This window comes from Parabacteroides sp. AF18-52 (assembly GCF_003479145.1).
In the GTDB taxonomy this organism is placed as follows: domain Bacteria; phylum Bacteroidota; class Bacteroidia; order Bacteroidales; family Tannerellaceae; genus Parabacteroides; species Parabacteroides faecis.
The window spans coordinates 645,181-661,042 of record NZ_QUGR01000001.1 but is presented as its reverse complement, the minus strand read 5'-3'; the positions used below and the strand labels follow the sequence as shown (position 1 = coordinate 661,042).

The following is a 15,862-nucleotide window of genomic DNA, read 5'->3' as shown; positions in this document are numbered from 1 at the left end:
TATGATCATATGGACTACTGCCTTTTATTGAAGGCAACGTTTTCTGAACTGAGAAGGCGACATGCCTTCTTTTTTTGTAAAAAACGTAGAAAATTGAGATATTGTTTCGAAATGAAGCGTATAAGCTATCTCGGAAATATTCATTGAAGTCTCGCTCAATAACTCTTTAGCCCGTAAATAACGGAGCTGCAATTGGTATTGCAGTGGAGATACGCCTGTATACGCTTTAAAAGTACTCCGGAACCAGGAATAACTGACATTTAGTTTTTGAGCAACTTCCTTTACTGAAATAGGATTATCCAGTTTCTTTTTCATAATGGCTCTCGCCTGGTTGATCTTTTCTACGATATCTGATTGTGTTAATGAATTATTTTTCTCTTTATAATAGATTTCTCCCATCAAATACAGGACGATGCAGGATATTAATTGTTGATACCCTATTTGTTCTTTGATGGTATGGGTTACAATCTCTTCGTATAATCCTATGATAGTGGCGTTTATACCAATTTCAAAGATGGGCTTTTCTTTGGAAAAGAACTTATTGGTTATCCAGTTTTCAATCAGATCTCCTTTGAAACCGACCCAATGTTCGTACCAACCCTCCTCATCTGGGGCATACGTATGCCATTCGTCAGGGAATAACAGGATCATGGTCCCGGCTTTGACTTTTATCCGTTTACAGGATTGAGACTCAAAAAAGCCGCTTCCCTGAGAAATATAAACTAATTGATATTCTGTCAATATACGTCCCTTTTCCGGGTTGAAAGAATAACTTTGAGGATGTTGCCGTTTGGATGGGTAGATACTATGTGGCGGGATACATTGATAACCGGCGGTTGTAACAGTTAATCCCCATTGCTTATCTATTGAATTAATATTCAGATAACGAATGTTGTTGTGTTGTGTATTCATAAGCTAGTATCTTTTAGGAAATTGAAATCAGGTCAAAAATAATATAATAATACAGTCTAAACAATGCGTGAATATTTTTTTGTCAAAAAAGAATATATAAATATCATTTTTGAAAATTCAAGGGCTGTAAAATAATGAAGATTATAAAAGAATATATGGTTTATAGGCAAAAACACAAATAAAGGAATTAAGGCGGATGTTGTCATTTTTTAGAAATCTAAAGTCATAATGCTAAAATCAGAATGAAGCAGATCCGATATATTTGTATTGTCGATAAAGTATATCAACGTATTCCGGATTTTCTGAATCAACTTTTATAACCTTTTAAATTTGATTGTATGATGAAGAATGTTTTTTATTGGTTGGTGAGCATCAGCCTTTTTGCACTTATAAGTACCTGTCAGGCTGAAAGTGATACGAATATGTTACGGAAAAATTTTATGACCCCACCTGATTCAGCCCGTCCTGGTGTGTATTGGTATTTCATGGATGGTAATTTGTCTAAAGAAGGAATGACAAAAGATTTGGAATCTATGAAGAAGGTTGGTATCGGTTCTGTTGTATTTCTGGAAGTAAATGTCGGTATACCTCGTGGAAAGGTAGATTTCTTGAGCGAGGAATGGAAGGACTGTTTTAAACATGCGGTTCAGGAATGTGAGCGGTTGGGGATTAGCATGATACTGGGTATAGGTCCCGGTTGGACGGGAAGTGGCGGTCCCTGGGTAAAAGCAGAGGAATCCATGCAAAGCCTGGTTTCTTCTGTAACTCATGTGACCGGGAAAGGAAAACAGACAGTATCTTTAGCTAAACCGGATCCGATGCCTCCTTATTTTGGAGAAGGAGCTTTTACTCCTGAGTTGAAAGAAAGATGGCAGGCCTTTTATAAAGATGTAGCTGTTTTAGCCTTTCCGAAGACAGATGAAAAAACTTTTATAAAAGATATTCATGAAAAAGCATTATACTATAGAGCTCCTTATAGTTCAGTTCCAGGAGTGAAGCAATTCTTGTCAAGAGATAATGACGATCTCAGTTTGAATTCGGGTGATGTCATTCACCTCGATAAAATTGTCGATTTAACCGGGTCATTGGTTGATGGGACTGTTACCTGGGATGTTCCTGCGGGGGAATGGACAATTATGCGGGTTGGTGTTCGTAATAACGGAGCTGTAACACGTCCGGCACCTCTGCCCGGAGTCGGTTTTGAATGTGATAAAGCAGATACGACCGCTTTAATGGCGCATCTTCGTGTTTTTACGGAAGAATTATTCTCTTTGTTGGGAGAACGTGATACACTTTTACCCGGAGGTTTGAAAATCTTACATATGGATAGTTGGGAGATGGGAGCACAGAACTGGACACCGAAGCTCCGCCAGGAGTTTAAAAAAAGGAGAGGGTATGATCCTCAACCTTACTATCCGGTTTATGCTGGCTATATTGTGGGAGATAAACAAACCAGTGAACGCTTTTTGTGGGATCTACGGCAGACTATGCAGGAACTGATGCTTGAAAATCATTCTTTATTTGTAAAGGCTTATGCTCATAAACATGGCATGAAGCTTTCTATAGAGCCTTATGATATGAATCCGATGCAGGATCTGGAATTGGGTGCTTCGGCTGATATACCGATGTGCGAATTCTGGAGTATGGGTGGGTATAATACATCTTTTAGTGCTGTAGAGGGAAGCTCTTTAGCCAATATCAAAGGCCAGCGTGTAGTGCCATCGGAAGCCTTTACTGCTGCCGGAGATGGTTGGAAGCAACATCCGGCATCTATGAAAGACCAGACCGACTGGGCTTTTGCAGCAGGAATTAACCGGCTTACCTTTCATACATTTCAACATCAGGCGTTGCGGGATGATCTGCGTCCGGGAATGACCATGGGCCCTTATGGTGTACATTGGGATCGGAATCAGACTTGGTGGCCTTATGTAGACGGTTACCATCGGTATATAGCTCGCTGCCAGTATCTGCTACAGAAAGGGCAAACAGTGGCGGATGTTCTTTATCTGGCGCCGGAAGAGGCTCCGTTTGTATTCAGAGCTCCTGTCTCTGCCTTGGAGGGCGATTTCTTAATCGATAAAAAAGGACATAACTTCGATGCTTGTCCGCCGAGTTTGTTATACAACGCTTCAGTTGAGAATGGAAAAATAAAGTTCCCTTCCGGAATGCAGTATAGCCTGTTGGTACTTCCTGTTTTTGAAACGATGACTCCCCGGTTATTGGATAAAATAAAGTCATTGGTAGAAGATGGTGCTACTTTGGTGGGAATACCTCCTCTGCATGCTCCCGGGTTAACCGATTATCCTGTATGCGATCAGGTATTATCGACGATGATTACAGATCTTTGGGGTGGCAAAGATCTTCCGGCAGGACTCGTAAAACGTACTTATGGTAAAGGTCAGGTCTATTGGGGACAGGATATTAGAGATAAGGCAGATAATCTTTATCCGAATTACCCATTAACTTCCGGTCTACTGGATCAGATGAAACTGGGTGATGATTTCAGATCGGACATAGGAAAGATACGGTACATCCATAAAAAGGTGAACGAACAGGATTTCTATTTTGTGTCCAATCGTACCAGGGACTTATTGAATACAGTTTGTCATTTTCGTGTGACAGGTAAACAACCGCAGTTATGGAATCCTGTTAATGGGGAGATACGGAATTTACCGGCGTTCACAGATGATGGTACTTGTACGTCTGTCGATTTGTCGTTTGAACCCAATCAGAGTTTCTTTGTTGTTTTTGACGGAAAACCTCAACCTGATTTAGGTGTGAAGAATTTTTCATTATCTAAAGAGATACAGAAATTAGATAAGAGCTGGCAAGTCTCTTTTGATCCGAAGTGGGGAGGTCCTGCTAATGTTGAGTTTAAAGAATTGCAGGATTGGAGCCAGTGTCCGGATGAAGGTATAAAGTACTATTCCGGGACAGCAGTGTATTGTCAATCATTTAATTACAGTCAATCTCTACAGAAACCAATTTATTTGGATTTGGGGCAGGTTAAGAATATTGCGAAGGTTTGGTTGAATGGTAAAGATTTAGGAGTGATTTGGACGAACCCCTGGGAGGTGGAGATAACAGATGCTTTGAAAAGAGGGAAAAATGAGCTCAGAATAGAGGTTACGAACTTATGGGTCAATCGATTGATAGGAGATGAGCTTAAACAGGATGATGGAATTGTCGATGGGCAATGGCCGGAATGGTTGATTAATGGGAAAGAAAGACCAAGCAAAAGATATACTTTTGCTACTTTCAGGCATTATACCAAAGAATCTCCTTTATTGGAATCAGGTTTATTAGGACCTGTCCGTATTGTTGTGAAGGAATAATGATTGTCAGTTTCTTTTTATTTCAGTTCTTTAATTATTTGTATTAGTTCTTTTGCTGAAATATCCAAAGACTCGACAGCCATCCATACGACTTCTTTATTCTGATTTATGATATATATTCGCGGGATAGTATTATTGGCAAAGAGAGCGAAAACACTGCCATGGGTAGGATCCAGATAAAACGGCATTGTCAATTGATTCTCTTTCCAGTATTCAGAGACAGCTTCGGCTGTTTCTTCCCGGGAAATTGCTATCAATTGGAATTTGCTGTCGTTTTTCATCTCTTTCCAGACTTCTTCGATAACCGGTAGAACCTGTTTGCAGTCAGGGCAATAAGTACCGAAAAATACCAGTAATGATTGTTTGTCGAGGAATTGGTTGGAGCTGAATGTATTGCCAGTCGTATCTTCAACAGCGAATGAAGGTATCTGATTACCGACATTCACATAATTAATCATTGTGTCATTATCATCATCCTTTATACAAGAGTAAAAAAGGAGGGATAGGATTGCTATGAACGAAAATATTTTTGTAAGCGACATATATTTATTATTTTAGTTTACGAAGATAAGGAATGTATTTGAATCTCTGAAAGAAAAGGAGCTGCCGTTTTGTAGATTTCACAACCTGTCGTCAGAACGGACAACCCCTTTTAGCAGCATCCCCTTTTATCGCTGCAATTTTCATTTATATTACTGAGATAGGTTTTGGCTTTTTTAACTGATTCGGATTCACATTCCTATGTACATTATGAGAGGATGCTGTCATCCTGTCTGAGTTTACATTATGGGGTTAGTTTTTACTTTGTTATTGACTATATTTGTATAAGTAAATATATGTTTTTTTATTTGAGTGCATTTCTCTGATAATAAGTATTACTGTTGTTTTTTTGATGAAATAGATAACGGATCTTCTTTTTTGAGCTATAATAAGAGTTATTGAGGCGAGTAGGGTAGAATATAACTGTTTATGTAATATTGGTTTTCTCTTTTCTCTTTTTTTACCGGTTTATACATTACTGACGTGGTGATTATCGTAAGTCGATTCCTGTTTCTTGTGTTATCTGATTATGTGGGAATCGGATAAATAGGTTATTCTTGAAAATAGCAGAAAACTGGGCGGCTTTGTTTTTTTATACTATTGACTCCCGTTTAATCGATTGTTATATTTGTGATTATAAGCATGAAAGCTACTAAGATGTAAGCTGGCATGAAAAGATTAGACTATGAAAAGGGATTTGTTATATGAAAATATACTGGAAGCTATCAGAGATAAAATATCGAACAAGGGAATACTGACAAGTACACTTGTGGATTTATTGGATCTGGAGAAGGAAGCGGTGTACCGTCGGCTGCGTGGAGAGGTTGCGTTTTCATTTTCTGAGCTAGCCATTGTTTCCAGTACTTTGGGTATTTCGTTGGATAATATGGTCGGAGGGCGGTTTACAAATAGCAGGCCTTTCCAATTGAGACTGGTTGACTATGGTGATTTGGACAATATCGATTACAAAATGTTGGAGCATTATATCTATATCCATAATTTAGGTAAATACGATAAAAGATCGCGAGTAATGGACTGTTCCGGCATTTTGCCCCAATCCCTTTATTTAAGTTATAAAAATATCTCTCGTTTTTTTCTTTTCAAATGGATTTATCAGAATAAAGAATTTAATAAGAAACTCCGGTTTCAGGATGTTTATCCAACGGAACGTCTTGAAAAGATACAAGAGAAAAGTGTGGCTGCGGCGAAACGGATTAATCAAACCATCTATGTTTGGGATCCCTTGATTTTTTATTATCTGGCGAATGATATCCGTTATTTTATCAGTATTCATTTATTGAGCGAAGAAGATTTGCTGCTATTAAAAATAGATTTGCTGCAGTTTTTAGATGATATGGAAGTTCTGGCTTTCAAGGGACAGTTTGATGATACGGGAAATAATGTCTATTTTTATATATCAGGAACACATATCGATACAAGTTATCGTTGTGTAGAAGTAAAACACTTGCGCGTCAGCTTGATACGAACATTTACACTGAATGCTGTCGTTTCGTTGGATCACCAGATTTATGAACGTATTTCGTCTTGGCTTGAGGCCATTGTCAGGTCGTCGACTATGATTTCCGTCAGTGGGGGCAGGCAACGTATTCAATTTTTTGAGAAACAGCGTGAAGTTATCAATGCCTTGTAAATGTTTAAAAATGAGGTTATATATTATTAACGGAACTTTCTGCTTTTATCGGTGACCGAGATTCAATGTCTGTTCGTTTTCTTAGTTTTTTTTGGATATTTAAAAGAGCTATGCCGGTTTATCCGGTAACTTTTTTATGGGTTCCTTGTTTACCTTTGCATGAAAACAGTGTGTTGATATCAAAACTTATAATTCTATGACATGGAAAAAGAACTTTTGTATGATAACCTTCTGAATACGATCAAAGAAGAGTTCCCTCAGAAAACAAACTTAGTAAGTGCGTTAGTCGATTTGTTGTGTATTGAGAAAGAAGCTGTGTATCGACGTTTGCGGGGGGAAGTTGCATTTACATTTGCTGAAATTGTTACTATAGCAAATGCTTTTGGTATATCATTGGATAATTTAGTCGGTACGGTTACAGCTAAAAGCAGGCCGTTTCAACTGAAGTTGGTTGATTTTGTGAATCCGAAAGAGATAGACTATGATATGTTGGAGCAATATGTCGATGTATTGGGTTTGTCCCGCGAGGATGAAAAATCGGAACTGATCGATTGTACGAATATATTGCCGCAACAGCTTTATATGAATTATAAGTATATCTCGCGTTTTTATCTTTTTAAATGGTTGTATCAATGTGGGGTTCCGGGGAAAGCAAAGCGTTTTGATGAAATCGAGGTTACCGACCGTTTTGTTGGAATACAGTTGGCAAGTGTAGAAGAATCGCGATATGTCCGTAATTCTTATTATATACTTGATCCGTTGATATTCCAATATCTGGTGAACGACATTAATTATTTCATGAGTATCCATCTGATTGGGAAGGAAGATGTGGAGCTTCTGAAAGAGGAGTTGATGAAGTTTCTGGATGAGATGGAAATTCTGGCAACACGCGGTTATTTTGAAGAGACAGGGAATAAAGTTTTCATTTATATATCGAGTGTGAATTTTGATACGAGCTACTGGTGCGTACAAATTAAAAACTACCATATAAGCATGATCAAAACGTTTATTCTGAGTTCTGTTGCCTCACTGGATGAAGGGACTTATGAAAAACTACGGAAGTGGCTACGGGCTCTTATCCGTTCTTCCATTATGATTTCTGTTAGTGGAGAGAGGCAAAGAGTTGCTTTTTTTAAGGCACAGCGTGAATTAATTCAATCTTTATGATGGTTGCTGTTTGTGAAGAGTATCAGAAACTTAAACAATAAAAGGACTATTTTGTAGTATTTTTTTGAAATGAATAGTATAAAAATAATTCCTGAATATTTGGAGCGTATTAATCTTTTACCTACTTTTGCACCCGTAAACAAGAGAGGCCAGATGCTTTGAAAAGCAACGTTTAAATACGTTCTGGCAGTTTTGATTTATTGGAGAGATGGCAGAGTGGTCGATTGCGGCGGTCTTGAAAACCGTTGAACTGAAAGGTTCCTGGGGTTCGAATCCCTATCTCTCCGCAAAAGCAGCAAAAAAGGCTGCTTTTTGTTTTATGGAGAGCTTACGTTCTCAAAATTCTTCCTTAAAGGAGAGATGCTCGAGTGGTTGAAGAGGCACGCCTGGAAAGCGTGTAAACCCCTAAAGGGTTTCGCGGGTTCGAATCCCGCTCTCTCCGCGGAAAAAACTTCTTACCCTTAAAAATTCCAGTAGACAGACTTATCGGATATCAACAAAATACATAAGTATTTGATTCGGAAAACATAAGTATTTCTGTATAAAAACATAAGTATTTTTTGTCCCTCTCAGTAGCATTTTATTAATCACCTTTCAGCCTTCAGTTTAGCTGTGCGACCTGTTTCTCAAAGGCGACAGGCTGAAACGTGGGACGTTACTCAAAATAAACAGGTAGTTACTCAAAATAAATGGGTAAGCACTCATCTGTGATTCGGTAGGTACCGGAAAAAGGTCCTATGTTTTGAAATGTAAAGTCAGGACTTTTGAATGCGAAACATAGGTGTTTTGTTTTCAAAACATATATGCTTTGAAAGTGGATTTTTTATTTGTATTGTACCATTTTATTCACCCTTCAGCTGAAATAATTGTTTTTCAATGCGTAAGGGTGGCTGAAGGCTGAAAGGATAGATAGTCTTTCTTGCTGAGATTCGATTACTTTGCGTATTCTGCGCTATCTGCATTCCCTAATAGCATGCCCTGGTTGCCTTATTTCTTGATCTTTCTATATACATATATAAAAGCAGGAATCAGAAACAGATCTGCTGCCATCCATGCCGTGGCATCACCGAAGCAAACAGCGAGAAACCCGAAAGCCGGTACTGCATAGATACTGACGAGTGTCCGGGCGATCATTTCAGATACGCCGGAAAGCATTGCCAGATTGGTAAATCCGGCTCCCTGGATCGTGTAACGAAGAATACAGAGAATACCCAGAATAGGAAAGAAGGAACAAGATATATGCAGGAACTGAATGGCATCTTTAATAATTTCCGTTTCTGCAGGATCGACGAATATAAATATCAGTTCGCGTGAAGCCAACATCAGTATAAGGAATGAAAAAGCAGCATAAACGATCATCATCAACCCGCTGGCTTTGATACCCTGCCAGATACGTTCCGGTTTGCCTGCCCCGTAATTTTGTCCGGTATAGGTAGCCATGGCAATTCCCAAACTTTCGAAAGGGCAGATAAAGAATGACTTGATACGCACAGCCGATGCAAAGGCTGCAATGCAGGCCGACCCTAGTGCATTATTGGCACTTTGCAACATGATACTGCCGATAGCAGTGATAGAGAACTGAAGCCCCATCGGTACGCCTATCCACATCAGGTTTCCTGCCAGTTTCGATTGAAATTTCCTCTCTTCCCGTGTACTTCTCAATATCTCAAAACGGCGATACATGTAAACGAAACAAAGAACAGCCGATATTCCCTGGGAGAGAAGCGTGGCTATGGCAGCACCGGCAACTCCCCATTTAAATACCAGGATACAAACCAGATCGAGGATCACATTCAGAATGGTAGAAAAAAGCAGGAACCAGAATGGGGTCTTGCTATCGCCCAAAGCGCGGATAATACTGGACAACAAATTATAAAAGAAAGTACAGGGTACGCCGATGAAAGTAACCAATAAATAGAAATAAGCATCTTTAAAAATATTCTCCGGAGTTTGCATCATCCTTAGAATATCCTTACAATATATACTTGTAACGACTGCAATGATAACCGACATAACTGCTGCCAGCTGCAAACTGATGGAAACATACTTCCGCATCGTGCTGTAATCTCTTGCACCGAATTTCTGTGCCACCGGAATACCGAAACCGGCACAGCATCCGTTACAAAATCCTATGATAAGAAATATAACAGACGTACTCGCCCCGACGGCGGAAAAAGCATCGATTCCCAGAAATTTACCAACAATAGCCGCATCGATCAAAGAATAGGTTTGTTGAAGCAGATTAGCCAGCAATACCGGCATGGCAAAGTTGAAGATCAACGGTAGCGCTGCCCCGGATGTCATTTCTTTTGAAGTTCCCATAACTATTTCCCTAAACAATCGCTGCAAAGGTAACTATTTTGTGACAGAAAGGATAAATATACACTTATAAAATCTATTGCTATGCAACTCAATAAATCATATATTTGTACGGATAAAGAAATTCATCTTATATGCATAGTTTTAGAAAGACGAAACAGATAACCGGAATGATGGTCTGTGCTGCTTTATTGTTTGCATGTCAGCTAGACAAGCATACCGGATTAAGTGAAAAAGAACTACTGGGTAAAAAGATTTTCTTTGATGAAAATCTTTCGGAACCTGTGGGTGAATCCTGTGCAACCTGTCACACTGCAGAAAAGGGTTTTGCAGATATATATTCCCGTATCACTTCTGAAGGTGCTGTCAAAGGGCGCTTCAGTAACCGTAACTCAATGACTTCCGCCTATACCTGCTATATCCCGCCGTTACATTATAATGAAGAGGATGAGACGTATGTCGGGGGACTTTTCTGGGACGGACGTGTCAACACACTGGAAGAGCAGGCCGCGCAACCATTTACAAACCCGTTGGAGATGGGTAATCATGACAATGCTATGGTTGCAGGAAAAGTGCGCCGTGCCGGTTACTACCGCGATTTGGTGAGGATATATGGAGAGCCGGCATCCGATGACTCTCTCTTTTCATACATAACAAATGCCATTGCTGCCTATGAACGTTCGGCAGAGATGAACCCTTTCTCTTCTAAATACGATGCCTGGCAAGCGGGTAAATGTGAACTGACAACACAGGAGCAACAAGGCTTGGAACTATTTAAAGAAAAGGGACTTTGTGCCGAATGCCATATATTGGAACCGGATGAACGGGCAGGAAAGGTCTTGTTTACTGATCATACCTATGATAATTTAGGAATTCCTTCCAATCCGGATAACCCTTTCTTTGCAACGCCGTTCCCTTACAATTCTTGTGGCCGCGACACGGTTGATCTGGGTTTGGGAAGTACTCTGAGGAATAGTACCGAAGCGGGCAAGTTTCGTGTTCCGACCCTTCGTAACATAGCTCTGACTGCTCCTTACGGGCATAATGGTTATTTTAATACATTGGAAGAAATAATCCATTTCTATAATGTTCGCGATGTAGAAGAATACCCTCAACCTGAATTTGCAGCAACTGTCAACAAAGAAGAACTCGGCAACCTCGGTCTGACACAGGACGAAGAGGCTGCTATTATCGCTTTTCTATCGACGTTAACGGATGGATATCAGGCGGACTAGAATATAATCTTTTTCCTGTTTTCAAAACATTTTACATTCTACCATAGTTCTTTTATAAAACAAAACATAAAAGAAAAAGTAAATATATTATGGCAAAGAATGTAGCAGAACAATTAGTCGACACGCTTGAAAAAGCAGGTGTGAAGCGTATTTATGCTGTCACGGGGGATAGTCTGAACGAGGTGAATGAAGCTGTGCGGAAAAACGGAAAGATCAAATGGATACACGTCCGTCATGAAGAAACAGGTGCTTATGCTGCTGCTGCCGAAGCGCAGTTGAACGGTGAGCTGGCTTGCTGTGCAGGAAGCAGCGGCCCGGGGCATGTCCACCTGATCAATGGTTTGTATGACGCACAACGTTCAGGAGCTCCGGTATTGGCTATTGCTTCCACGCTGCCGACCCATGAATTCGGAACAGAATATTTCCAGGAAACCAATACGATCAAATTATTTGAAGATTGCAGTTATTATAACCAGGTGGCAACTACCCCGGAACAGTTTCCCCGTATGTTGCAGGGAGCTATACAAGCGGCCCTTTCCTTCCGGGGCGTAGGAGTGATCGGGCTACCCGGCGACCTGACATCGAAAACAGCAACTCCGGGAGAATCCTCCCAACAATCATTTCCTACCAAACAGCGTGTTTGCCCTTCTGCCGAAGAGATCAACGAGTTGGCAGACCTGTTGAATAAAGCTGAAAAAGTGACCCTGTTTTGTGGAATAGGAGCGAAAGATGCCCATAAGGAACTGGTCGAATTATCCCAACGCCTGAATGCTCCGGTGGCTTATTCATTTAAAAGTAAAATGGAAATCCAGTACGATAACCCGAATGAAGTAGGAATGACCGGTTTGTTGGGTATGCCTTCCGGTTATTACAGTATGCATGAAGCAGAAGTATTGGTCTTGCTGGGAACAGATTTTCCCTATGAAGCTTTTATGCCGCAGAACAATACGATCGTTCAGGTAGATATTAAAGCGAACCGTTTGGGGCGCCGTGCTAAGATAAAGATGGGACTTTGCGGCGATGTAAAAGATACATTGCAGGAGTTGCTCCCTCTGATCCGTCAAAAAACGAATGATAGTTTCCTGCGAGAACAGTTGGCGCATTATGATAAAGTAAAGAAAAACCTGAGATCGGCTGCCGAAGTAAAAGGAAAAGAAGAAAAAATCCAGCCCGAATATGTTATTTCCGTTATCGACGAACTCGCATCGAACGATGCTGTCTTTACTGTCGATACTGGTATGACCTGTGTCTGGGGTGCTCGTTACTTACAGGCTACCGGGAAGCGGAAAATGTTGGGTTCTTTCAATCATGGCTCGATGGCGAATGCCATGCCACAGGCTATCGGAGCTGCTTTAGCCTATCCGGGACGTCAGGCGGTGGCTCTGTGTGGCGATGGCGGACTTTCGATGATGTTGGGTGATCTGGCGACGATCGTACAATATAAACTGCCTGTTAAACTGATCGTTTTCAATAACCGTTCCCTGGGAATGGTTAAGCTGGAAATGGAAGTTGCCGGATTGCCTGACTGGCAGACAACGATGTTGAATCCGGACTTTGCACGTGTCGCCCTTTCAATGGGAATGGCTGGTTATAATGTCAGCAAGCCGGAGGATGTATTGCCGACGCTTACAAAAGCTTTTGTTTCCGATGGCCCTGTCCTGGTCAATATCATGACCGATCCGAACGCGCTGGCAATGCCGCCGAAGATCGAGTTTACACAAATGTTGGGATTTGCACAGACTATGTACAAGTTACTGATGGAAGGACGTTCAAAAGAGGTAATGGATACGATCGATACAAATCTGAAGCATTGGAAAGAAGTCTTCTAACCAAAAAATGAATATCTTTGCTTTCTACTAATAAATTCTATACAGATCATGAAAGCAAAGATATTTTTATTATCGCTTGTAGCATTTTTTATCCTGTCTGCACAAGCAGCAGTAGTCGATACTATCCATGTTCGCAGTGATGCGATGAACAAGGATATTCAGACTGTTATAATAACGCCGGGAAATGGGAAGAAGTCAGCTCCGGTCATCTATTTACTGCATGGCTATGGCGGAAATGCTAAAACCTGGATCGGCCTAAAGCCTAATTTACCGGAGATAGCAGATCAATATGGGATCATGTTTGTCTGTCCGGATGGTAAGAACAGTTGGTATTGGGATAGTCCGGTCGATCCTTCCTATCGGTATGAAACATTTGTTTCCAAAGAGCTTGTCAATTATATAGATGCCAATTATCCGACCATAAAAGATCGTAAAGGACGTGCTATTACCGGTCTTAGCATGGGAGGGCATGGTGCGATGTGGATTTCTTTCCGTCACAAGGATATTTTTGGTGCGGCGGGGAGTACAAGCGGCGGTGTCGATATCCGTCCTTTCCCGAATAACTGGAATATGAGCGATCGGCTGGGGAAGGAAAGCGAGAATCAGGTGGTCTGGGATAATCATACGGTTATCAATCAGGTAGACCGCCTGCAGAATGGCGATCTGGCATTGATCTTCGATTGCGGTTACAGCGATTTCTTCTTTGAAGTAAATAACGATTTCCATAAAAAGCTGCTGAAATATAAGATCGACCACGACTTTATTGTCCGTCCGGGCGCACATAATGGCGAATACTGGAGTAATTCCATCGATTACCAGATATTGTTTTTCAAGAAATTCTTCGATAAACGAAATACTAAGTGAATATGGTAGACAGCCTGTCCCCGTGCTTGGAGTGGGGACAGGATCGTTTTATTTTCTGAACTGGCAACTGTTTATTTCTCCAGTGAAAAAGCATTGATCAGCATATCTAATATGCTGCAGATAATTCGTTCCGGTATGGCTGATAACGGCAGTTTTTCATTTTTAGGCAATCGGATAGTTTCCATATCTTCATCTTCTTCCAATGAAGAGAAATATATCTCTTTCAAAAGAACTTCATTTCCTTCAGTAACAAACGGTAGTTGTACCACAATATTTAGCGACCTATCTATAATATAGAGAATGTCATTTTCAATCCGGGTTGTTATATCCGCCGTTTCAAAGTTGTAAATGTTACTGATATAAACTTGTTTTCCGGAATAACGGGTAATCGTATTTACCTGTTTTTCCTCTTCACTCAGATAATATACCGGAGCAGTTAACTGCGGAAGGAGAGGAGTTATTCCCTGATTATCCAGTTGCTTCTTCCATCCGGATAATATTTCGGAAGTCAGATCGACCGGATGTACCAGGGAAAGGATTGCATCGTCAGAAAGGATAAATTCTTTTTCATCGACAGTTATACATTTTCCGTTCTCCATATACCGGAAAGACTCCCTTAGTAGCCCTTCCTTATAGACACCCCAGACAAGTCCGGTCGTGATATACCGCATAACCGGGTTTTCTATAAAGATAGTTTGCCATATCTTCCGGGGCCAGGTTCGTCCGTTCTTTAAAGACTGTTCCAGGCGTTTCCGCTGAATTTTAGTCTGGGTTTTGACTACTTTGTTTAAAGTAGATAACTCCTCCCGGGCCTTTTCTGCTTTTTTACGGTCATCGTTTTTAGTCGGGGCGGGGAGCGATTTGCTTACTTTCTGTTTTTCAAGATCGAATACAGAAAGGGTAAAGTCCGGATTCAGAGTTACACGGAAAGTCCGTGTGCCATAGCTTACCTCTTTCTCTGCCGAGTTATTGAAACCGAAAGTTGGAATGATCTGGTCTGCCAGTTCCTCTACAGTCATGCCTTTGCGGATGGCTGCCTGACGGAATGCGTTCCATGACGTGGTCCTGTACGTTCCGTTGGGAGAGATTTCCATCCATTCATTCAGGATACGGAGGGCATTGGGACTCGATTTTATTCCCAGTAGCTTGAGGACAAATCTGGAAAGTTGTTTGCGGGAGGCTCTCGACCACGACTTGATCAAAGGAGACAGCTGTGCGATCTGCTGTTCGGAACCGTAAAAACAATAAGGGAGCAGGAGCATCCTTCTGTTTGCCTCTGCACTATCCGATTGCCAGTAGCGGAACAGTTCTTCCATCATCGCCTGCCATTCTTCTTCTTCTATGAAAGGAACGATCGCATCGCAGGCATGTAGCCGGACAACTTGATTAAGAGACATATATTCACTTAATACGTACCGGATTACATGGCGGGGTACAAACTCATCCACATCTGTTTCGTTTGCCCAGTGGAGTCTTGTATAAGGTTTTTGCGGTAACCAGGCTATCTGTTGCGTACAATATAGTTCGATATGCTTACTGCAATAGTCGATGACTGCCTGCTTATTCCTGAATTTGATTTTGGCAGCGGAAGCATGTGTATTGTCCCAGTATTTGAATAATTGTCTGGCCCAGTTTTGCGACTCTTCATCCAGTTCCGGATAGAGTTGTTCAAGCAATTTGCGGGTTTTCTTTTCTTTGTCGAGCAGGAGTCTTTCGATATTCCTGCGGATTAATTTAGAGTTTTCTTTCAATAATCCCAGCAACTGTTCATAGTCTGTCAAGCCGCAGTCTGAAAATAGTTTATTCAGCCAGACCAGTCTTTTCTTTAGTGGAATGTCACTATATAGATAATGGTAGGCTGCTTGCTTATTCTTACGGATAAGTTCATCGATTTGTATTTCCCTGAGAGTATCCGGAAGTGGCAGGTCGGAAGTACTATATACTTCACACCAGGCATCGAATAGTACTGCAGCATCCGTTTGTTGCTTTTTCTTCATATATATATTGTTT

The 15,862-nt window shown here is 40.9% G+C and carries 10 protein-coding genes and 2 tRNA genes; 8 read left to right on the top strand and 4 right to left on the bottom strand.

Annotated features, from left to right (window positions below; all coding sequences use genetic code 11):
- Nucleotides 1–24 precede the first annotated feature (24 nt).
- Entirely contained in the window at nt 25–912 is an 888-nt protein-coding gene (locus DWX23_RS02750) for a helix-turn-helix domain-containing protein (RefSeq protein ID WP_122373304.1), read from the bottom strand.
- A 338-nt stretch (nt 913–1,250) separates the two neighbouring features.
- Here DWX23_RS02750 and DWX23_RS02745 point away from each other — a divergent pair, with 338 nt between their 5' ends.
- Entirely contained in the window at nt 1,251–4,247 is a 2,997-nt protein-coding gene (locus DWX23_RS02745; RefSeq protein ID WP_122373303.1) for a glycosyl hydrolase, read from the top strand.
- Between the two features lie 17 nt (nt 4,248–4,264).
- Here DWX23_RS02745 and DWX23_RS02740 read toward each other — a convergent pair whose 3' ends face one another.
- Nucleotides 4,265–4,789 carry a TlpA disulfide reductase family protein gene (locus DWX23_RS02740; protein ID WP_122351369.1) on the bottom strand — a complete coding sequence of 175 codons (525 nt, stop codon included), beginning with the start codon at nt 4,787–4,789 and terminating at the stop codon, nt 4,265–4,267.
- A gap of 683 nt (nt 4,790–5,472) precedes the next feature.
- Between DWX23_RS02740 and DWX23_RS02735 the strand changes: the two genes are divergently transcribed.
- From DWX23_RS02735 to DWX23_RS02720, 4 genes are all read left to right on the top strand, one after another.
- Nucleotides 5,473–6,438, top strand: coding sequence for a helix-turn-helix domain-containing protein (locus tag DWX23_RS02735; protein ID WP_122351368.1), 966 nt, complete (start codon nt 5,473–5,475; stop codon nt 6,436–6,438).
- 201 nt (nt 6,439–6,639) lie between these two features.
- On the top strand, nt 6,640–7,605 hold the full coding sequence (locus DWX23_RS02730) for a helix-turn-helix domain-containing protein (RefSeq protein WP_122351367.1): 966 nt from the start codon (nt 6,640–6,642) through the stop codon (nt 7,603–7,605).
- Nucleotides 7,606–7,807: 202 nt separating this feature from the next.
- Nucleotides 7,808–7,892: transfer RNA gene (locus DWX23_RS02725), tRNA-Ser, on the top strand.
- Nucleotides 7,893–7,959: 67 nt separating this feature from the next.
- Nucleotides 7,960–8,047 (top strand) — tRNA-Ser (locus DWX23_RS02720).
- A gap of 545 nt (nt 8,048–8,592) precedes the next feature.
- Here DWX23_RS02720 and DWX23_RS02715 read toward each other — a convergent pair.
- Nucleotides 8,593–9,927, bottom strand: a complete 1,335-nt coding sequence (locus DWX23_RS02715) for an MATE family efflux transporter (protein WP_122351366.1) — start codon at nt 9,925–9,927, stop codon at nt 8,593–8,595.
- 131 nt (nt 9,928–10,058) lie between these two features.
- Between DWX23_RS02715 and DWX23_RS02710 the strand changes: the two genes are divergently transcribed.
- From DWX23_RS02710 to DWX23_RS02700, 3 genes are all read left to right on the top strand, one after another.
- Complete coding sequence (locus tag DWX23_RS02710) at nt 10,059–11,159, top strand: cytochrome-c peroxidase (RefSeq protein WP_370450041.1); 1,101 nt, start codon at nt 10,059–10,061, stop codon at nt 11,157–11,159.
- A gap of 89 nt (nt 11,160–11,248) precedes the next feature.
- Complete coding sequence (locus DWX23_RS02705; protein ID WP_122373302.1) at nt 11,249–12,988, top strand: thiamine pyrophosphate-dependent enzyme; 1,740 nt, start codon at nt 11,249–11,251, stop codon at nt 12,986–12,988.
- A 48-nt stretch (nt 12,989–13,036) separates the two neighbouring features.
- Nucleotides 13,037–13,852 carry an alpha/beta hydrolase family protein gene (locus tag DWX23_RS02700; RefSeq protein WP_122373301.1) on the top strand — a complete coding sequence of 272 codons (816 nt, stop codon included), beginning with the start codon at nt 13,037–13,039 and terminating at the stop codon, nt 13,850–13,852.
- Between the two features lie 71 nt (nt 13,853–13,923).
- Here the strand turns inward: DWX23_RS02700 and DWX23_RS02695 are convergent, their stop codons facing one another.
- A complete protein-coding gene (locus DWX23_RS02695) occupies nt 13,924–15,849 on the bottom strand; it encodes a DUF4132 domain-containing protein (RefSeq protein WP_122373300.1) in 1,926 nt (641 codons plus the stop codon).
- Nucleotides 15,850–15,862: the final 13 nt, after the last annotated feature.

What these genes read in the sequence shown, in the direction of transcription:
- DWX23_RS02735 (WP_122351368.1), top strand. Translation starts at nt 5,473, where the DNA reads ATGAAAAGGGATTTGTTATATGAAAATATACTGGAAGCTATCAGAGAT.
- DWX23_RS02745 (WP_122373303.1), top strand. Translation starts at nt 1,251, where the DNA reads ATGATGAAGAATGTTTTTTATTGGTTGGTGAGCATCAGCCTTTTTGCA.
- DWX23_RS02715 (WP_122351366.1), bottom strand. Translation starts at nt 9,927, where the DNA reads ATGGGAACTTCAAAAGAAATGACATCCGGGGCAGCGCTACCGTTGATC.
- DWX23_RS02750 (WP_122373304.1), bottom strand. Translation starts at nt 912, where the DNA reads ATGAATACACAACACAACAACATTCGTTATCTGAATATTAATTCAATA.
- DWX23_RS02695 (WP_122373300.1), bottom strand. Translation starts at nt 15,849, where the DNA reads ATGAAGAAAAAGCAACAAACGGATGCTGCAGTACTATTCGATGCCTGG.
- DWX23_RS02700 (WP_122373301.1), top strand. Translation starts at nt 13,037, where the DNA reads ATGAAAGCAAAGATATTTTTATTATCGCTTGTAGCATTTTTTATCCTG.
- DWX23_RS02705 (WP_122373302.1), top strand. Translation starts at nt 11,249, where the DNA reads ATGGCAAAGAATGTAGCAGAACAATTAGTCGACACGCTTGAAAAAGCA.
- DWX23_RS02740 (WP_122351369.1), bottom strand. Translation starts at nt 4,789, where the DNA reads ATGTCGCTTACAAAAATATTTTCGTTCATAGCAATCCTATCCCTCCTT.
- DWX23_RS02730 (WP_122351367.1), top strand. Translation starts at nt 6,640, where the DNA reads ATGGAAAAAGAACTTTTGTATGATAACCTTCTGAATACGATCAAAGAA.
- DWX23_RS02710 (WP_370450041.1), top strand. Translation starts at nt 10,059, where the DNA reads ATGCATAGTTTTAGAAAGACGAAACAGATAACCGGAATGATGGTCTGT.